This window comes from Kribbella swartbergensis, from assembly GCF_054784135.1.
On sequence record NZ_BAAGPM010000027.1, the window covers coordinates 380,930 to 399,904 of the forward strand.

Here is an 18,975-nt window from a genome sequence, read left to right on the forward strand (position 1 = left end):
GGGGATCGTGTGGCGGTGATGGGGGAACAGCCCGCTGAAGTCTGGGTCGACGAGCTGCGCCGGCGTGGTCGGGTGGTCTTTCCGCTACGGCGGCGTCGGCTGATGGTCATGCCTGGGATCATCGTGCTGCTGTTCGCGTCGAAGTCGGCCGCCTCGTTCGTGAACTCGCACGACGAGGGGGGATGGGGGCCCATCATCGAAGGACTCGCCCTCGCCGGCTGGCTCACCGTCGCGGGGGCCCTCACCTGGATGCTCATCACTCAACGCCCGCAGCTGATCGTCGACCACGAGGGCATCCGCCACGGCCGCAAACGCTTCCTCCCCTGGACCGAAATCGGCACCATCGGCCTACCCCACGGCCCGAGGTTCCACCTGACCCTCCCCATCATCCCGACCAACGTCTGGGCCAAACACCTCACCCTCGGCCAAGAAAACGTCCGCGACCTCCAAGCCTTCGCCCACTGGCTGGAAGACGTCCTGAAGCAACACCGCACCGCCCAGTCAGGTAACCAAGCCCACTGACCAGACTGAGGCCGGCGCAGATACCGGCAAACGTCGGCCCGAATATGGCGTCCGACCTCGCGGGTCGCATTACAGTGCTGGTTCGGGTCGCCGGAGGTGTGAGGACGGGGGGACGAGATGGCGGTCATGGGTGAGCGGCTGCCCGAGGCGTGGATGGTGGAGCTGCATCGGAACGGGCGGGTGGAGTTTCCGCTGCGGAGATGGACGGCTATGCGGTGGCTGCCGTGGCTGCCACTGGTGTACTTGCCGGGCCCGACGCTGGCGTTGCTCGACGGCGAGTGGCGCTTCGTCGGTCATCTGATGATCGTGGTGTCCGTCGGTGTCGTGGTCGCGATGGTTTGGCAGCTCGTCACCCAGCGGCCGGTCGTCATCGTCGACCGCAGGGGGATCCACCGCGGACGCCGGCGGTTCATGGCGTGGAGCGATGTCGGCTCGTTGGGGCCGGTGTCCGGGCCGAAGCTGGCGCGGCAGTTTCCGGTGATGCCCAGGGACGTGCGGGCGAAGAATCTCGTCCTCGGCCAGGAGCACGTGAACGACGTGGCGGCTTTCCGGAGTTGGCTCGACGAGGTGCTGGACGAGCATCGGCGGGCGGCGCAGGACCGGTCGGCCGACGGCGACCGGTCTGACGGCGGGGTGGGCTCACCGCCGTGAGGTGTCAGCTCAGGCCGAGGCGTTTGGTGAGGCGGGGGCCTCGTTTGATTTTGATTTCGCCGAGGATGGCGGTGCCGCGGATGTGGAAGGTTTTGGGGCGGCCGGGGGTGGGGTCGGCGGCGGTGGGGCCGGACTGTTGCTCGGAGACGGAGCCGAGGATCGGGTTGCTGTCGAGGTGGACGATCGCGTTCTGCGGGACGCGGATCTTGACGTCGGCCAGGATCGACTTCACCTCGACATACACCTCGTCGTACGGGAGTTGCGCCTCGGTGTAGTCCAGGGTGACGTCGCCGAGGACGGCGTTGACCTCCTGGTGCTGCGGTGCGAGCCAGTTGCCGGTGCGCTTGGTCTCCGACATGAACGCGTTGATCACCGGACCCGCCTGCACCGTGACGCCGGCGTACTGCTGGTGGCTGACGGCCGGCACACCCGGTGCTCTCGGGCCGTTCGGCAGGTCGGCGGTGAGCTCGACGAGTTCGCCGTACGTCTTGGAGGCGTACAAGGTCTCGAGTCGCTCCTCGAGTTCGGCGTACGACAGCCGCCCCTCGCCCGCGGCCTCCCGCAGTACGTCGGCGACCTCTTCCCGCTCCAGATCCGACACCCGCCGCCGCATCGCCAGCTCGTCCTGAGTCAACGGTGCCGGCGGCTGCGCGGGCACGCCATCCTGCGGTCGGTTGTCCTGGGGAACCTCTTCCTGAGCCACGACAAAACCTTACGCGCGCACCGGGCCCGCGGCAGTCAGGTTTCTTCCCCGAATCAACCCTGAGCACATCCCTGATCCTGGGGCTCATACTGTCCACCATGAACTGGGACGGGTTACCCAACGGAAGGCTCCTGGCGGGCCTGTATCTGCTGGCGTTCGTGAGCATGTACGCCGGAGTCGCCTGGGTCCTGGTCGCCCAATCGACCGGCGAGCCGACGATCGTCGGCGGCATCATGTTCTTCGCGGGCCTGTTCGGCATCATCGGCCTGGCCTGGGGGCTGCGCAATCGGGTCACGGCTGAGCCGGGGAGGTTCATGGGGAAGGCGAGCGGACATCAGCGGGCGTACCAGCGGCTGGCGCTCGGCGTCGAGCTGCCGCGGGCTTGGCAGGCGTTGACGGGCTGAGGACCAGGTCACCAGCGGATGAGACGCAGGTCGCGTGGGGTTGGGCGCCGGGCCGGTTGAGATCGAATTAGGCTTGGGGGGCTCAAACCACATGTGATGGAGGTACGCGGTGTCCGCCGACTTCAGTTACTCCGACTTGCTGCCGCTCGGTGCCGACGAGACGGAGTACCGGCTGCTGACGACCGAGGGCGTGAGCACGTTCACCGTCGGCGACCGGACCTTCCTGCAGGTGCAGCCGGAGGTGCTGCAGGCGCTGACCGCGGAGGCGATGCACGACATCTCGCACTACCTCCGTACGGCGCACCTCGCGCAACTGCGCCGCATCATCGACGACTCTGAGGCGTCCGGCAACGACCGGTTCGTCGCGCTCGACCTGCTGAAGAACGCGAACATCTCGGCCGGCGGCGTGCTGCCGATGTGCCAGGACACCGGTACGGCGATCGTGATGGGCAAGAAGTCCGAGGGCGTCCTCACCGGCGTGGTCGACGAGGAGTGGATCAGCCGCGGTGTGTACGACGCCTACACCAAGCTGAACCTGCGGTACTCGCAGATGGCGCCGCTGACCATGTGGGACGAGAAGAACACCGGCTCGAACCTGCCGGCGCAGATCGAGCTGTACTCGACCCCGGGGACCGGCGATCCGTCGTACAAGTTCCTCTTCATGGCCAAGGGCGGCGGCTCGGCGAACAAGTCGTTCCTGTTCCAGGAGACCAAGGCGGTGCTCAACCCGAGCCGGATGATGGAGTTCCTGGACGAGAAGATCCGATCCCTGGGTACGGCGGCCTGCCCGCCGTACCACCTGGCGGTCGTGGTGGGCGGGACCTCGGCGGAGTACGCGCTGAAGACCGCGAAGTACGCGTCCGCGCACTACCTCGACTCGCTGCCGACGTCGGGTTCGCCGCTGGGGCACGGGTTCCGGGACGTGGAGCTGGAAGAGGAGGTCTTCAAACTCACGCAGCAGTTCGGGATCGGTGCGCAGTTCGGCGGGAAGTACTTCTGCCACGACGTCCGGGTGATCCGGCTGCCGCGGCACGGCGCGTCGTGCCCGGTCGCGATCGCGGTGTCCTGCTCGGCCGACCGGCAGGCGCTGGCGAAGATCACGCCGGAGGGTGTGTTCCTGGAGCAGCTCGAGCGCGACCCGGCCCGGTTCCTGCCGGACACGACCGACGAGCACCTCGCCGATGACGCCGAGGTGGTCCGGATCGACCTCAACCGGCCGATGAGCGAGATCCGCGCCGAGCTGAGCAAGCTGCCGGTGAAGACGCGGCTCTCGTTGAGCGGTCCGCTCGTGGTGGCGCGCGACATCGCGCACGCGAAGATCAAGGAGCGGCTGGACGCGGGTGAGCCGATGCCGCAGTACCTGCGGGACCACGCGGTGTACTACGCCGGCCCGGCGAAGACGCCCGAGGGGTACGCGTCCGGGTCCTTCGGACCGACCACGGCCGGGCGGATGGACGCGTACGTCGACCAGTTCCAGGCGGCGGGTGGATCGTACGTGATGCTTGCGAAGGGCAACCGGTCGGCGAAGGTGACGCAGGCGTGCAAGCAGCACGGCGGGTTCTACCTGGGCTCGATCGGCGGCCCGGCGGCGCGGCTGGCGCAGGACTGCATCAAGTCGGTCGACGTGATCGAGTACCCGGAGCTCGGCATGGAAGCCGTCTGGAAGATCGAGGTCGAGGACTTCCCCGCCTTCATCGTGGTCGACGACAAAGGCAACGACTTCTTCACCGACACCGCGAAACCAGTCCCCCTCACAGTCCGCCCCCGCAGCTGAACCCCCGGGGGCAAGGCGAGCCACCACCCAACCAGTCCCCTCACCCTCCGCCCCCGCAGCTCAACCCCCAGGGGTAAGGCGAGCCACCACCCAACCAGTCCCCTCACCCTCCGCCCCCGCAGCTCAACCCCCGGGGGCAAGCGGCACACCAGTCCCCTCACCTTCCGCCCCGGAGCGGGGGGTGACGGGTGGGTGGGGTGGCAGGAGGCTCGGGGGGGTGGGGCGGTGGAGACGGCAGGCGTGCAGATCCGCGCGAAGCAGTTCATCATGCGTCCGCGTTGGTTGACCGGCCGGGAGCGTCAGGTCGTGTGGGCCGACCTCAGCCTGGCCGGGGATCCGCGCCTCGGGCGCTTGGGACGAAAGTCAAACGCACCTTCCCGGTGGCCGTTCTGGAAACCCGTGGAGAGCTAGCCGGCCTTGGCGTCGACCGGCTCGGGCAGCTTGAGGAGAAGCGTCTTGGCGGCCTTGACGACGTCGGCCTCGTTGTGGCCGAACGCCTGCAGGTACGACCCGAGCGCGGATCGCAGTAGTCGCAGCTCCTCAGGTTGCAGTTCGATCGTGTACATGTTTCCACGGTACGACCGAACCCGGCAGTAAGAACCCGTCCGTGACCCACCCGTTGTCTCACCCTGTCCAGTGGGTGGCCGCCTCAGCCAACGCCGCCTGGAGATCCCACCGCAGGTGGACGCGGAGGAACGGTCGTTTTGCCGACGCCGCCGCCACCGCTCAGTAGGAGGGCTCGGGGCATCGTCAGCTGTGGAGTTCGTCGGCGATGAGGGTGGGCTGGTGGGTGGTGGGAGCCGTCGGGAGGCGCCAGTTGACCGGCGGGGTCCACGACTCCCAGCCGTCCGAGAACGGCGGCCCCCAGGCCTCGATCTCCTGGACCGCGGCATGGGCGTCGGCGACGATCCGCTCGGCCTCGGCGGACGTGAAACGACCCGCGGTCACCGCCCCTTCGAGCTCGTCCTCGTCCTTCCATTCGATCACCCGGTCCGGCCGGATCCACAGATCGAGAACGTGGTCGACCGTGCTGGTACGACGACCCGCAACGTCCCGCTCGTGGGGCGCCTCGAGGTTCACGTACCACCCGCGGAACGTGCCGTCCTCGGCCCAGAAGTGCCACACCGACCACGGCCGGCCCGGCGGCAGCACCTTCAGGATCCCGGTCCCGCGCCAGACGTCGAGTTTCAGCACCCGGTCCTCGGTGAACATCGCGACCGGACCGGCGTACCGGGTCTCCCGGCCGTCGGTGAGCACCGGCTTGATCAACGGCGTGCCGGGCGCGAGCCAGGCGACCAGCCCGTCCTCGTCGTCCCGCACGACCGTCATCGGCCGGACATTCGGTTTGTCCTCGTGCCGCCCGGTCCCCTCGTACACCCATTCGATCACCGTGCCCGGCTCCCAGAAGCGCCCCGGTTCGGACGCCGCCGCCGTCACGATCCCGCCGGCCGGGTCATCGAGAGGACGTCCAGCGCCGCGTCCAGTTGCTCCTCGGTGAGATCTCCCTTCTCGACATGACCGTTCTCGATCACGACCTCGCGGATCGTCTTGCCCTGCTTGAGCGCGCTCTTCGCCACCGCGGCGGCGTTCTCGTAGCCGATGTAGCGGTTCAGCGGCGTCACGATCGACGGTGAGGACTCGGCCAACAGGCGGGCGTGCTCGACGTTGGCGGTGATGCCGTCGACGCAACGCTCGGCCAGCAGGCGGGAGCTGTTCGCCAGCAGGGTGATCGACTCGAGCAGGTTGCGCGCGATCACCGGCAGCATCACGTTCAGCTCGAAGTTGCCCCCGGCCCCGGCCACGGTGATCGTCGTGTCGTTACCCATCACCTGGGCGGCGACCATCAGCGTGGCCTCGCAGATCACCGGGTTCACCTTGCCCGGCATGATGCTCGACCCCGGTTGCAGGTCGGGCAGCTGGATCTCGCCCAGGCCGGCCCGCGGCCCGGACCCCATCCAGCGCAGGTCGTTGCAGATCTTCGTCAGGCTGACCGCGATCGTCTTGAGCTGCCCGGACAGCTCGACCAGCCCGTCCCGCGCCCCCTGCGCCTCGAAGTGGTCCGCCGCCTCACTCAGCTCCAAGCCGGTACGACGGTTCAGCTCCTCGATCACCTTCGCCGCGAACCCGGGCGGCGTGTTGATGCCGGTCCCGACCGCCGTACCGCCCAGCGGCAGCTCGGTCACCCGCGGCAGCGTCGCCCGGACCCGGTCCGCGCCGCGGCGGATCTGCATCGCGTATCCGTCGAACTCCTGCCCGAGCGTCACCGGGGTCGCGTCCATCAGGTGCGTGCGCCCGGACTTCACCACGTCGGCGAACTCCGATCCCTTGTCCGACAGGGACTGCGCCAACTGCTCGAGCGCCGGCAGCAGGTCCCGTACGACGCCTGCCGTGGCGGCGACGTGGATCGCGGACGGGAAGGTGTCGTTGCTGGACTGGGACGCGTTGACGTGGTCGTTCGGGTGCACGTCGGCGCCGAGCTCGCGGGTGGCGAGCGTGGCGAGCACCTCGTTGACGTTCATGTTCGTCGACGTACCCGACCCGGTCTGGAAGACGTCGATCGGGAACTCCGCGTCGTACTCCCCCGCGGCCACCTTGTCCGCGGCGGCCACGATCGCGTCGGCCCGCGCGCGGTCCAGGACGCCGAGCTCGGCGTTCACCAGCGCCGCCGAGGCCTTGATCTGGGCGAGCGCGTGCACGAGCGCGGGCTCCAGCGGCCGGCCGGAGATCGGGAAGTTCTCCACGGCACGCTGGGTCTGCGCCCGCCACAACGCGTCCCGAGGCACCTTGACCTCGCCCATCGTGTCGTGCTCGATCCTGAATTCGACGTTGTCACCCATACCAGCAGAGTACGTCGCTCAGCGCTGTCGGCCCGCCCTGATAGACCTACCTGTGGACAATGCCATGACCATCGCACCGCAGTCGCGCAGGAGGACGGATGCAGTTCACCCAGGCTTTCGAGATCACCCAGTGGGACCAGGCGCAGTACGACGAGAGCGGCAAGATCCAGCTGGGCCGGGCCACCGTGGGCAAGACGTTCACCGGCGGTGATCTCGAGGGCACCAGCTCGGCCGAGTTGCTGATGGTCGGCACCTCGGACGGACCGGCGGCGTACACCGCCGTCGAGCGGTTCACCGGCACCCTGGCGGGCCGGGACGGCTCGTTCGTGATGGTGCACGGGGCAACGGCCGATCACACTTCCTCGCCCGGGAAGATCGTGGCCGCGGACGGAGACCTGGCCGGCCTCACCGGCACCGTCGTCTACGAGCACGACGAGACGGGTCCGCGGATCACGGTGGACTACGCGCTGCCCTGATAGACGTAGTAGGTCTCGGCCCGTCCCTGGAGGTCGACCGGGACGGGCGTCACGTCGCACGCGCCGAAGACCGAGGCGACAGCTTTCTCCAGGTCCGACGACGCGGAGGAGGACCACACGGTCAGCACGCCACCGGGCCGCAGCCGCGCCTTGCACACCGCCAGGAACGACGCCGCGTAGATCGCCGAATTCTCGTCGTACACAAGGAAGTCCGGCCCGTTGTCGACGTCCAACAGGATCGCGTCGAGCGAAGCGTCGTCCTGAGCCACGACCACGTCGCGTACGTCGCCCACCACCACGGCCACCCGTGGATCGTCCAGCACGGACGGCACCAGGCCGGAGCGCATCCACGACACCAGCTCCGGCTCGATCTCGGCCACCACCACCGACTCCAGTCGCGGGTCGGCCAACAACGCTCGCACGGTGTAGCCGAGACCCAGACCGCCCACGAGCACGCGGCCGGGACGTCGTACCGAGGAAAGAGCTGCCGAGGCGAGCAGTTCCTCGCTGGAGGTCTCCACGTCGTCCATCACGAAGACGCCGTTCACCCGAAGCTCGAGCGCTCCGTCGTCGTCGCGCCGCCGCAGGACCAGTTCGCCACGCTCACTGACCGCCCGCGCCACCTCGCCCACGCGGACAACCCTAGGAGAGGTCAGTACCAGCCCTTCGACTGGGAGTGGGCCCAGGCGGAGCAGGGTGAGCCGTAGCGGTTCTCGATGTAGTCGAGTCCCCACTTGATCTGGGTGACGGGGTTGGTGCGCCAGTCGGAGCCGTACGCCGCCATCCGGCTGCCGGGGAGGGCCTGCGGGATGCCGTACGCGGAGGACGTCGGGTTGTCGGCGTCGACGCGCCAGCGGGACTCCTTGTTCCACAACTTCTCCAGGCAGCTGAACTGCCCTTCGCCCCAGCCGTGGTCGGGCAGGAGGTTCTTCGCGACCTCCTTGGGTGTGCCCTCGAGCTTTTTCCGCTCGGCGTCGCGGCTGGCGCGCACCTCGCGAGAGTTCTCGTCGGTCTTCTTCAGTGCCTCGTACCGCTTCAGCGCCGCGTTCTTCGCGGCTTGCTTGATCTCGGCCTGGTCCTGCGCCAGTTTGCGGGCCTGCTCGACGGCCTCGAGCTGGTTGCGCAGGCGGGCGGCCTCCAGGGCCTGCTCCTCGGCGGTGAGCGGCTTGGGCGTCGGGGTCGTGATCTTGGTGGCGCGGGCCCGTTCGCTGTTCAGGACCGCCATCTCGGCACGTCCGGACACCTGCTCCGAAGCAACGCTCCGACCGGGGGAGCTGAAGAGGTCGACACCGGCGACAACGGAGACGACGGCGATCCCAATCACTGAGAGAGCCGCGACGGAGCGCTTCGCTTTCATCTGTCCTTCCGAGAGAACCCGACCCCCGTCGGCTGCAACAGGAACATACTTTGGCCTAAACGGTCCGTGATCACAAGCAGGTCACAGAGTACGGTGCGGCCGCCGGAGTGGCGGCCGCACCGGGTCGAGCGGAAGTCTTACGAGAGCTTTACAGACTCCTATTACCTAAGAGTAGGAACGCTCCTTACCGATACACCACTGCCTCGGTCACAGCTGCAGGTCGTCGAGCATCTCGGTGACCAGGGCGGCGATCGGGGACCGCTCCGAGCGGGTCAGAGTGACGTGGGCGAACAGCGGGTGACCCTTGAGCTGCTCGACCACCGCGACCACGCCGTCGTGCCGGCCGACGCGCAGGTTGTCCCGCTGGGCGACGTCGTGGGTGAGCACGACCCGCGAGTTCGCGCCGACTCGGGACAGCACGGTGAGCAGCACGTTGCGCTCCAGGGACTGGGCCTCGTCCACGATCACGAACGCGTCGTGCAGCGATCGGCCGCGGATGTGGGTCAGCGGCAGCACCTCGAGCATGCCGCGGTCCATCACCTCGTCGATCACGTCACCGCTGGTGAGCGCGCCCAGCGTGTCGAACACGGCCTGGGCCCACGGCTGCATCTTCTCGGACTCGGTACCGGGCAGGTAGCCGAGCTCCTGACCGCCGACCGCGAACAGCGGCCGGAACACCACCACCTTCTTGTGCTGGCGCCGTTCCATTACCGATTCGAGGCCGGCGCACAGCGCGAGGGCGGACTTGCCCGTCCCGGCGCGCCCGCCGAGCGAGATGATCCCGACGTCCGGGTCGAGCAGGAGGTCGAGGGCGACCCGCTGCTCCGCCGAGCGGCCGCGGATCCCGAACGCCTCCCGGTCGCCGCGGACCAGCCGGACCCGCTTGTCCGGCATCACCCGGCCGAGTGCGCTGCCCCGCTCGGACAGCATCACCAGCCCGGTGTGGGTCGGGAACTCACCGGCCTGCGGCATCTCCAGGACGCCGTTCTCGTACAGGTCGTCGACCTCCTGCGTGCCGACCTCGAGCTCGCTCATGCCGGTCCAGCCGGACTCCATGGTCAGCTCGGCGCGGTACTCCTCGGCCATCAGGCCGCAGGCCGACGCCTTGACCCGCAGCGGCAGGTCCTTCGAGACCAGCGTGACGTCCTTGCCCTCGGCCTTGAAGTTGCAGGCCACGGCCAGGATGCGGCTGTCGTTGTCGCCGAGCCGGAAGCCGGCCGGCAAGGTCTCGGGGTCGGTGTGGTTCAGCTCGACCCGGAGGGTTCCACCCTTCTCCCCCACTGGCAGGGGCGCGTCCAGACGTCCGTGCAGGATCCGGAGCTCGTCGAGCAGCCGCAGCGCGGTGCGGGCGAAGTAACCGAGTTCCGGGTGATGCCGTTTGCCCTCCAATTCGGTGACGACGACCACCGGGACGACCACCTCGTGCTCGTCGAACCGCATCAGCGCGTGCGGGTCGGACAGCAGCACGGAGGTGTCCAGCACGAAGGTGCGCTGGGCCGGTGCGGAGGTACTTGACGCCTTGGCGTGGGTGGCAGCCATGTCGCACGTCCTCTCGGGCCGCGACGTGCACCACGCCCGGCCCACCAGTGTTAGGTGATGGACCGGGAGCCGGCCCGGGGATCAGGTGCAGATCCCCTCCGGACCGCCGCACGAGCGGATCCGGGAACCAGTGAGATCGAGACCAGGGGTCTCGGGCACTCCGTTCTGCCCCTCATGGGGCAACCGGCTGGCGAACGACTCTCAAGCTGATCGGGCCTCCCGGACAGCCGGCTTCCCCTCCGACCGTCACTTAGGAGCGTAGATCCGCCGTCCAAACCGCGCAGCCCGACACGCCCGTCCTCGGGGTTAACGGCTCGTTACACCTTGTCCACCTCACGGGGGATCCTGCTCACCCTCCGGAGTGATCCGGTACGGCGCCCGCCCGCGACACGCTGACGCCATGCGAAAACACTGGCCTGAACTGACTGGGTACGCGACGGCCGTCTGGTCCTTCGCGTACGGCGTACTGGGCGTCTACTGGTCGCTGGGCGGAGCCGCTTACCCCTTCGCGAAGGTGCCCGACGACCGGGCGAGCGGATCGATCCTGGAAGGGGCCCCGGTCGGCGTGGTGGCGCCCGTCATGGCCGCGCTCGGCCTCGGCGGCGCCGTCCTCGCGCTCGTGATGACCAGGCGTCGGGCCCGCGGATGGGTCCTGCAGACGATCGCCGGGATCATGGCGGTCGGCCTGGCCCTGGTGATCCCGGACTACACACTGGTCGGGCTCGTGGCGCTGTCTCCCGCCTTGATCGTGTTCGCGTTCACCGGCGTACCGGGGTCACAGGATCTCGGTGACATCCTGTACTGGCACCGCGTGAACCTGGTCATCGTCTTCGTCGGCGGCCTGCTATGGGCCGCGACGGCGATCGCGTACCACCGCCGCAGCCGCGACGCATGCGTCTCGTGCGGCCGCGGCGAACACGGTGAGCGGCCCTGGACGACGCCGGGGTCGGCCCTGCGCTGGGGCCGCTGGGGGGTCGCCGTCTCCGTGGTGGCGAACCTGCCCTACGAGTTCACCCGGGTGGCCTGGTACTTCGGCTGGCCGGTCGGCATCACCGACGAGTTCCACCAGATGATGGTCGACACCCCGGGAATGCTGGAGATGGGTCTGGGCCTGGCCGCGATGGGTGTCGCCGGCGGCATCCTCACCCACGGCCTGGTGCGGCCCTGGGGCGAGGTCTATCCACGCTGGATCTGGTTCAAAGCGGGTCAACGCGTCCCACCGCTGCTCGCGATCGTCCCCGCGTCGCTGGTGGCCGTCGTACTGATCCCTGCGGGGTTGATGAACACCCAACTCCCGACCTCCGCGGACAACTGGGCGGTGAACCTGCCGGGCGTCCTCTGGGTCCTCTGGGGAGCGGCTCTCGGTACGGCGACCTACGCCTACTACCTGCGGCGTCGTACGGCGTGCCGCCGGTGTGGACGCGGTGTCACGTCCCGAACCGGCGCTCCCGCTGTGCGTAGCTCCGAATCGCCCGCAGGAAGTCGACGTGCCGGAAGTCCGGCCAGAGCGCCTCGCAGAAGTAGAACTCGCTCAGCGCGCTCTGCCACAGCAGGAACCCGCCGAGCCGCTGCTCACCCGACGTACGAATGACCAGGTCGGGGTCCGGCTGGCCCTTGGTGTACAGGTGCCGGGCGATGTGCTCGACGTCGACGCGCTCGGCGAGCTCCTCGATCGAGATGCCCTTCGCCGCCTCCTCGAGGAGCAGCGAGCGGACCGCGTCGGCCAGTTCACGGCGGCCGCCGTACCCGACCGCGACGTTGACCAACATGCCCTCGACGCCCTGGGTGGCCGTCTCGGCGGCCTTCAGCGTCTCGGCGGTGGCGGCCGGCAGCAGGTCGAGCGCGCCGACCGGGTGGATCCGCCAGCGGCCGATCGTGGTGAGCTCCTCGACCGTCTGCTCGATGATCCGCAGCAGTGGCTCCAGCTCGTCGGCCGGGCGGCTGAGGTTGTCGGTGGAGAGCATCCAGACGGTGACAACCTTGACGCCGACGTCGTCGCACCACTCGAGGAACTCGGAGATCTTGTTCGCCCCGGCCTCGTGACCGCGCGACACCGGGTCGCCGACCGCGCGGGCCCAGCGCCGGTTGCCGTCGATGATGACGCCGATGTGCCGCGGGATCCGGTCCGGCGACAGGGACCGGCGCACTCGGCGCTCGTACAGGCCGTACACCGCGTCGCGCAGCTTCTGCTTGCCAGGTGTCCGCATGGGCAGGTTGCTCTCCTCGAAGACTCTCGGCAACGAGGCTAGCCCAGAATCACCCGTGGCGAGAGGGCTCCGGCGGGCCCAGAATCGGCTCGGAGGAAGATCGAACTTTCGCCGGTGTTCGCGCGTCGGACACGCGAGGGAAGGTGTGCCGCCGGGCGATCTCGCCTACATTTCATCCTTATGGACCTTGAACCTACGCTTCCGTAGGTTACGGTTGAGTAGGTGAGACCACCGCCCGGTACCTCGAAAGGACGGCGATGACCGCTAGCAGTACCCAGCCACAGGAACTCGGTCACCGGCTCTCCGGACGGCTCGGCCCCCTCAAACCCAAACTCCGCGGCTGGCTGCACGCCGGCACGTTCCCGTTGGCCACCGCCGCCGGCATCGTGCTGATCTGCCTGGCCCCGAGCTCGAGCGCCCGCTGGGCGGCGGCGGTCTACACCCTGGGCGCGATGCTGTTGTTCGGCATCTCCGCGCTGTACCACCGGTTCTACTGGGGCCCGACCGGCGAGGCGATCCTGCGCCGGCTCGACCACAGCAACATCTTCCTGCTGATCGCCGGCACCTACACCCCGCTCGGCATGGTGCTGCTGCACGGCAAGGACCGGGCCGTGATGCTCGGCCTGGTCTGGGGCGGTGCGCTGGCCGGCATCCTGTTCCGGATCTTCTGGGTGAGCGCGCCGCGCTGGCTGTACACCCCGATCTACCTGGCCCTGGGCTGGGTGGCGATCTTCTGGATGGGCGACATCTACCACTACGGCGGCGCCGCGGTGGTCACACTGATCGCCGTCGGCGGCGCGCTGTACTCGATCGGTGCGGTCGTCTACGGCACCAAGCGGCCGAACCCGTCGCCGCGGTGGTTCGGTTTCCACGAGATCTTCCACGCGTTCACCGTCGCCGCGTTCATCTGCCACTACATCGCCGTCAGCATCGCGACGTACCGGGCAGGATGATTTCTCCGGCGCATCCGTGCCAGCCCTGAAGACTGGCTGAAGGTCCTCCCGCACGATGGGCGGTAGACATCGTTTGGGGGGACACAGCCATGATCACCGCCTTGGAACTGCTCGGCCGCGACGCGCTGACCGGGGACGATCTCACCGCCCTGGTCCGAACCATCACCGGGCACCCGGAAGCCGATCCCGGTGCGGTCCGGGTCGAGCCGGTCGACTACCCGATCGGTACGCCGAGCACCGCGGCGCTGCTGCGCGTCTTCGGTACGGCGACCCTGCCGACCGGCAGCCCGGAGACGTACACGGTCGACTGGTCCTGCTTCGTCAAGCAACTGCAGTCGGTGCGGCATTGGCCGCACATCACGATGGTGCCCGAGCCGTTCCGGGAGGCCTTCATCCAGAACATGCCGTGGCAGCTGGACATCGCCGTCCATCAGAGCGGTCTCGGCGACCTGCTCCCCGACGGCATGCGGCTGCCCACGGCGTACCGGATCGACCTGTACGACGACGATCGCGGCACGCTGTGGATGGAGAACGTCACCCAGGAGCCGGGCCCGTGGCCGATGGAGCGGTTCGAACGGGCGGCGTACCTGCTCGGACGGCTGTCCGCGCGCCGCCAGCCGCACCTCGTCGAGCCGCTGCTCCCCCGCGGCGGTGACTGCCACCAGCCCGGATACGCCTTGCGCTACTACACGCACGGGCGGGTGCTGATGAGCGCGGTGCCGGCCCTCGCGGATCCGGAGACCTGGCGTCATCCGTTGCTCGCGACCGCCGTGTACAACGTCGGGGACCACCGGCTGCGGGAAGACCTGCTCGCGCTGGCCGAGCGGGTGCCCGCCGTACTGGATGCTCTCGACGCGCTGCCGCAGTGTTACCAGCATGGGGACGCCAGTCCGCAGAACCTGCTGGTCCCGAAGGGGAAACCGGACGAGTTCGTGGTGATCGACTGGGGGTTCGACTGCCCGCAGGCGGTCGGGTTCGACCTCGGTCAACTGCTCGTCGGGCTCGCCCACGCCGGGGAACTGTCGCCCGACGCGCTGCCGCTCGTACACAAGACGATCCTCAGGGCATTCCTCACCGGACTCGCCGAGGAGGGGATGCAGGTGACCGAGGAGCAGGTGCTCTACGGCTACCTCGGCTCGCTGCTCGCCCGCGCGACCTTCACCGCGCTGCCGCTGGAACAGATCAGCCAGCCCGGTGCCACGGCCACGCTCGAGCTGTTCGAGCACCGGGTGCTGCTCACGCGTGTGCTGGTGGATCTGGTCTCCACAGTGGTCTGACGTGTAGATCTCAGTCGTGTCACAGCTGCAACGAACGCGGCGTCCACGGGTATCCATGGTGCGTGAGGAACCTCAGCAGCTACGCAGCGGTGGCCGCCGCGGTGGGACTCGTCCTGACCGGCTGCGGCAACGAGTCCGAGGGCGGCGCGGGCGGCACCCCGTCCAGCCCGTCCAGCCCGTCCAGCACCCCCACGCCGTCGATGCCGACCGTGACCCAGTCGACACCGGCCGGTTCCGGCCTCCCACTCGTCGTCACCCGGACCGGAGGGATCGCCGGGTTCGACGACAGGGTGGTGATCGACACCGACGGGGTCGCCACGGTGAGCTCGCGCGGCAAGGAAACGGTCCGCTGCAAGCTGGACCGGTCCCTGCTGGCATCACTCACCGCGGCCGCCCGGCAGGTCGACTGGGACGCTCTGCCGGTGACGAAGCCGAGCACCCGGCACCCCGACGACATGATCGTCGCGGTCACCGCGAACGGTAAGACCGCCCGGCTCGAGGAACCGAAGGTGAAGCCGATGACGGCCCCGGTGAGCACCCTGCTCACCGAAGCCGCCATCCCACCGGGCAAGCGGTGCAAGCCGCTCTAGACGGTCAGTTCGTGGTCACCGCGACGTCGTCGATCACGAAGCTGGTCTGCAGCGACGAGTCCTCCTGACCGAGGAACCGGACCGTGACCGTCTTGCCCTTGTAGGCAAGGACGTTCAGGGTCTTCTGGACGTACGACGAGCTCCTGTTCAGATTCGAGTACGTCGCCAGCGTGGTGGTCGTGGCGCCGTCGACGATCTGCACCTTGACCGTGTCGTACACCGTCGAACCGGTCGTCTCGGCGGTGTCGATCCGGATCCACAGCGACAGGGACGCGGCCGTCGCGGTGGCGGGGATCGTCACCGACTGGCCGAGGTTCTCGCTGGTGGTCCGGCCGTTGCCCTGCAGCCACGCCTTCCAGCTGCCGCCGTGCGCCGGCCGGGACGTGCTGTTGGTGATCACGCCGGTGGTCCCGGTCCAGTTCACCGCGCCGGACTCGAAGCCCGGGTTCTGGATCAGATTGCCGCCGGCCGGCGGCGGGCCGGCGTCGTAGTCCTTCTGGGCGTAGGTCCAGATCATGTGGCCGATGGCATCGATCTGCCGGTCCAGCGAGGTGAGGTCGAGGTTGTTGATGTTGTCGCAGGAGCGGTGGTAACACGGGTCGAACGCCTGACCCGCCGTACCGCCCCACTTGGCCGCCTGGGCGGACGTCTTCGTCCCCTCGGCGCCGGAGAACGTCCCCGCGGTCGGGATGCCGAGCGACCGGAAGGCGGCGTGGTCGGAGCGGCCCTGTACGTCGATGAACTCGGTCTGCACGTTCTTGCCGGTGAAGTACGCGACCAGGTCGTCGCGGGCGCCGTTGCCCGCGGGGTTGTCGTTGTACACGAAGTAGCCGGGGTTCGGCGACGCGATCATGTCGAAGTTCAGGTACAGCTCGATCTTGTCGCGCTCGGCGGCCGGCAGGTTGTTGACGTAGTACTTGGAGCCGAGCAGCCCGAGTTCCTCGGCGCCCCAGAAGCCGAACCTCAACCGGTTCCTGGGAGTCTGGCCGCCGGCAGCGTAGGCGAGGGCGGTTTCGAGTACGCCGGCGCTGCCTGAGCCGTTGTCGTTGATCCCCGGACCGGAGCTGACCGAGTCCAGGTGGGCACCGGCCATCACGACGTGGTTCGGGTCGCCGTGCGGCCATTCGGCGATGACGTTGTACGACGTACCGACCGAGGTGGAGAAGGACTGCAGGGTGGTGGTGTAACCGGCCGCGTCGAGTTTGGCCTTCACCCAGTCGGCCGACGCCTTGTAGCCGGGGCGGCCGGTGTAGCGGTTGCCGCCGTTGTTCGTGGCGATCGCCTGGAACTGGTCGAGGTGCGCCTTGGTGTTGGTGACGGAGATGTCCGGTGACTCGACCGCGCCGGCGACGTTGCCTGGGGCAAACAGTGCGCCGGCTACGAGAGCGATGCCGAGACCGGAGTAGACGGACTTGCGCATGGGCGGATCTCCTTTGGCCTCAATCAAAGAAGAATCCGGGGCGCGCGGGCCTGGGCGGAGGCCGCGCGCCCCGGACGGGTGTCACCGCGAGCGGGTCAGCTCACGGCCAGTGAGGTGTCGTCGACCACGAAGCTGGTCTGCAGCGACGAGTCCTCGTTCATCAGGAACCTCACCGAGATCGTCTTGCCCTTGTAGGCCGTCACGTTGAAGGTCTTCTGCGTGTAGGTGGTGTTCTTGTTCAGGTTCGAGTACGTCGCCAGCGTCGTCGTGGTCGCACCGTCGACGATCTGGATCCTGGTCCGGTCGTACACGGTCGAGGTGGTCGTCTCGGCGGTGTCGATGCGGATCCAGAACGACAGCGTCGCACTGGTCGCGGTCGCCGGGATGGTGACCTGCTGGGAGATGGTCTCGGTCGAGGTGGTGCCGTTGCCGCCGAGCCACAGCTTCCAGGTGCCGGTCCGGGCCGGGCGGCCGGTGTCGTTGGTGATCGGGCCGGAGGTGCCGGTCCAGTTCACCGCACCGGACTCGAAGCCCGGGTTCAGCAGTAGGTTGCCACCGGTGGGCGGCGGTTCGGTGCTGCCACCACAGGTCGCCGCGCCGGCCGGGACGGAGATGCCGTTGAACGCGGCCTCGATGCCCTTGCACTGGGTCGAGTCGGCGCCGTACAGCTCCTTGGCCGAGTTGATCGCGCCTTCGCGGGCGTCCTTGTAGGTGCTGCCCGAGGAGAGCTTCGTGCTCAGCGTCCGGTACCAGACCTTGGCGGCCACGTCGCGGCCGACCGGCGTGATGGTGGCGCCGTTGCAGGCGGTGCTGCTGTGCGTCACGCCGCCGATGACCTTACTGCCGGTGCCCTCCGAGGCCAGGTAGAACCAGTGGTTCAGCGGGCCGGACGAGTAGTGCGGGTCCATCCCGCCGGTGCTGGTCGACCAGCAGTCCACGCTGCGTCCGTCCTTCGACGGCTTGTCCATGTAACGCAGCGGCGTGCCGTTCCCGTTGATGTTGATCTTCTCGCCGATCAGGTAGTCACCCGGGTCGGCGGAGTTGTTGGCGGAGAACTCCACGGCCGTACCGAAGATGTCCGAGCTGGCCTCGTTCAGGCCGCCCGCGTCGCCGAAGTAGTTCAGGTTCGCGGTCGCCTCGGTGACGCCGTGGGTCATCTCGTGGGCGGCGACGTCGATCGAGGTCAGCGGCCGCTGGTTGTTGGCGCCGTCGCCGTACGTCATCTGGGTGCCGTCCCAGAACGCGTTGACGTACGCGTTGCCGTAGTGCACCCGGGACCGGGCGCCCTGGCCGTTGTTCCAGATGCCGTTGCGGGAGTGGACGTTCTTGTAGTAGTCCCAGGTCAGCTGGGCACCGAAGTGCGCGTCCACACCGGCGGTCTGCCGGTTCGAGGTGGTGCCGTTGCCCCAGGTGTCGTCCGGGTCGGTGAACGTGGTGCCGGTCCCGGAGGTCGCTCCGTTGAGGTCCGTGGTGTAGTTGCCGCCACGGCTCGGGTCGCTCATCGTGTAACTGCCCGACGTACCGATGCTGACGGTGCCGGAGTACATCGAATTGCCGGTGCCGGTCTTGATCTCGTCGCTCTGGGCCAGCACCGCGCCGGTCTTGGCGTCGATGTAGGAGTGCAGGACGGACGGGGTCTGGTCCGCCTTCACGCCGGTGGTGACGACGTCGTACGCGAGGACGGGCCTGGCCTCGGTGACGAACACGACCAGAGAGCCCTTGTTGCCGGTGGCCTTGAACTTGGCGCTCTTGGCGGCGGTGGCCAACGCGGCCGACTGGGACAGAGTCGGCTTGGTCGGGACACCGACGGACTTTGCGCCGCGGTTGTAGGTGACCTGGTTGATCTTCTCGCCCTTGCGCTTGAGGATCAGGTCGCCGCCGACCACGGGCAGGCCGTTGTAGGTCCGGTCGTAGCGAACGTACTCGGTACCGTCCGGATCCCGCACGACGTCGCGAACCTTGAGCACCTCACCACTCGCGAGTCCGAGAACTGCGGCCGTCCGCGCGGTCAGCGCCTGTTCGGCCTGGACCGCGGCCGGCTGGTTGAAGCCGGATGCCGGGAACGGAGCCGCACGATCAGCGGCTCCCGCGGGCGAGCCGGCGAGCGACGCCCCGGCAAGTCCTGCTGCCGCGACGATGGCCACCGCCCCTGCTGATGTCAGTCGTTTCAAGACAACATCTCCTCACGGTGTGGTCGCTGTTTGGGCGCAGCGACCAATTCAATTTGGGGACGCCGGATGTCTGGCCCAGCAGTGCCACTGCCTC

The 18,975-nt window shown here is 68.4% G+C and carries 18 protein-coding genes; 8 read left to right on the forward strand and 10 right to left on the reverse strand.

Annotated elements, in window-relative coordinates; translation table 11 throughout:
* Positions 1-9: 9 nt before the first annotated feature.
* Positions 10-522 carry a hypothetical protein gene (locus ACYVOK_RS27990; protein WP_460665533.1) on the forward strand — a complete coding sequence of 171 codons (513 nt, stop codon included), beginning with the start codon at positions 10-12 and terminating at the stop codon, positions 520-522.
* Positions 523-648: 126 nt separating this feature from the next.
* Positions 649-1,173, forward strand: a complete 525-nt coding sequence (locus ACYVOK_RS27995) for a hypothetical protein (protein WP_460665534.1) — start codon at positions 649-651, stop codon at positions 1,171-1,173.
* Between the two features lie 4 nt (positions 1,174-1,177).
* On the opposite strand, the gene ACYVOK_RS28000 is transcribed toward ACYVOK_RS27995, so the two are convergent.
* Positions 1,178-1,876: a DUF1707 SHOCT-like domain-containing protein gene (locus ACYVOK_RS28000; protein ID WP_460665535.1), complete on the reverse strand. Its 699-nt coding sequence runs from the start codon at positions 1,874-1,876 to the stop codon at positions 1,178-1,180.
* Positions 1,877-1,974: 98 nt separating this feature from the next.
* On the opposite strand from ACYVOK_RS28000, the gene ACYVOK_RS28005 reads away from it, so the two are divergent.
* Together ACYVOK_RS28005 and ACYVOK_RS28010 are read left to right on the forward strand one after the other, a co-directional pair.
* The gene (locus ACYVOK_RS28005) at positions 1,975-2,280 is read left to right on the forward strand and encodes a hypothetical protein (RefSeq protein ID WP_460665536.1); all 306 of its coding nucleotides are present in this window, start codon (positions 1,975-1,977) and stop codon (positions 2,278-2,280) included.
* A gap of 109 nt (positions 2,281-2,389) precedes the next feature.
* The gene (locus ACYVOK_RS28010) at positions 2,390-4,054 is read left to right on the forward strand and encodes a fumarate hydratase (protein ID WP_460665537.1); all 1,665 of its coding nucleotides are present in this window, start codon (positions 2,390-2,392) and stop codon (positions 4,052-4,054) included.
* Between the two features lie 407 nt (positions 4,055-4,461).
* On the opposite strand, the gene ACYVOK_RS28015 is transcribed toward ACYVOK_RS28010, so the two are convergent.
* The 3 genes from ACYVOK_RS28015 to ACYVOK_RS28025 form a co-directional block, all read right to left on the reverse strand.
* Complete coding sequence (locus ACYVOK_RS28015) at positions 4,462-4,620, reverse strand: hypothetical protein (RefSeq protein ID WP_460665538.1); 159 nt, start codon at positions 4,618-4,620, stop codon at positions 4,462-4,464.
* A 184-nt stretch (positions 4,621-4,804) separates the two neighbouring features.
* The gene (locus tag ACYVOK_RS28020; protein ID WP_460665539.1) at positions 4,805-5,443 is read right to left on the reverse strand and encodes a ribonuclease FAU-1 family protein; all 639 of its coding nucleotides are present in this window, start codon (positions 5,441-5,443) and stop codon (positions 4,805-4,807) included.
* 44 nt (positions 5,444-5,487) lie between these two features.
* The gene (locus ACYVOK_RS28025; protein WP_460665540.1) at positions 5,488-6,891 is read right to left on the reverse strand and encodes a class II fumarate hydratase; all 1,404 of its coding nucleotides are present in this window, start codon (positions 6,889-6,891) and stop codon (positions 5,488-5,490) included.
* 98 nt (positions 6,892-6,989) lie between these two features.
* Between ACYVOK_RS28025 and ACYVOK_RS28030 the strand changes: the two genes are divergently transcribed.
* The gene (locus ACYVOK_RS28030; RefSeq protein WP_460665541.1) at positions 6,990-7,367 is read left to right on the forward strand and encodes a DUF3224 domain-containing protein; all 378 of its coding nucleotides are present in this window, start codon (positions 6,990-6,992) and stop codon (positions 7,365-7,367) included.
* Here ACYVOK_RS28030 and ACYVOK_RS28035 read toward each other — a convergent pair.
* The 4 genes from ACYVOK_RS28035 to ACYVOK_RS28050 form a co-directional block, all read right to left on the reverse strand.
* The gene (locus tag ACYVOK_RS28035) at positions 7,352-7,999 is read right to left on the reverse strand and encodes a spermine/spermidine synthase domain-containing protein (RefSeq protein WP_460665542.1); all 648 of its coding nucleotides are present in this window, start codon (positions 7,997-7,999) and stop codon (positions 7,352-7,354) included. The two genes, ACYVOK_RS28030 and ACYVOK_RS28035, sit on opposite strands and share 16 nt — an antisense overlap.
* A gap of 20 nt (positions 8,000-8,019) precedes the next feature.
* Positions 8,020-8,724 (reverse strand): aggregation-promoting factor C-terminal-like domain-containing protein, encoded by a 705-nt coding sequence (locus ACYVOK_RS28040; protein ID WP_460665543.1) that lies wholly within the window; start codon positions 8,722-8,724, stop codon positions 8,020-8,022.
* Between the two features lie 207 nt (positions 8,725-8,931).
* Positions 8,932-10,263: a PhoH family protein gene (locus ACYVOK_RS28045; protein ID WP_460665544.1), complete on the reverse strand. Its 1,332-nt coding sequence runs from the start codon at positions 10,261-10,263 to the stop codon at positions 8,932-8,934.
* Positions 10,264-11,690: 1,427 nt separating this feature from the next.
* Entirely contained in the window at positions 11,691-12,470 is a 780-nt protein-coding gene (locus ACYVOK_RS28050) for an isoprenyl transferase (RefSeq protein ID WP_460665545.1), read from the reverse strand.
* A 257-nt stretch (positions 12,471-12,727) separates the two neighbouring features.
* On the opposite strand from ACYVOK_RS28050, the gene trhA reads away from it, so the two are divergent.
* From trhA to ACYVOK_RS28065, 3 genes are all read left to right on the forward strand, one after another.
* Positions 12,728-13,423: a PAQR family membrane homeostasis protein TrhA gene (gene trhA, locus ACYVOK_RS28055; RefSeq protein WP_460665546.1), complete on the forward strand. Its 696-nt coding sequence runs from the start codon at positions 12,728-12,730 to the stop codon at positions 13,421-13,423.
* Between the two features lie 89 nt (positions 13,424-13,512).
* Positions 13,513-14,700, forward strand: a complete 1,188-nt coding sequence (locus ACYVOK_RS28060) for a phosphotransferase (RefSeq protein WP_460665547.1) — start codon at positions 13,513-13,515, stop codon at positions 14,698-14,700.
* Positions 14,701-14,762: 62 nt separating this feature from the next.
* Positions 14,763-15,290, forward strand: coding sequence for a hypothetical protein (locus tag ACYVOK_RS28065; RefSeq protein WP_460665548.1), 528 nt, complete (start codon positions 14,763-14,765; stop codon positions 15,288-15,290).
* A 4-nt stretch (positions 15,291-15,294) separates the two neighbouring features.
* Here the strand turns inward: ACYVOK_RS28065 and ACYVOK_RS28070 are convergent, their stop codons facing one another.
* Complete coding sequence (locus ACYVOK_RS28070; RefSeq protein ID WP_460665549.1) at positions 15,295-16,710, reverse strand: M28 family metallopeptidase; 1,416 nt, start codon at positions 16,708-16,710, stop codon at positions 15,295-15,297.
* Between the two features lie 95 nt (positions 16,711-16,805).
* Positions 16,806-18,854, reverse strand: coding sequence for a M4 family metallopeptidase (locus ACYVOK_RS28075; protein ID WP_460665550.1), 2,049 nt, complete (start codon positions 18,852-18,854; stop codon positions 16,806-16,808).
* Between the last annotated feature and the right edge of the window lie 121 nt (positions 18,855-18,975).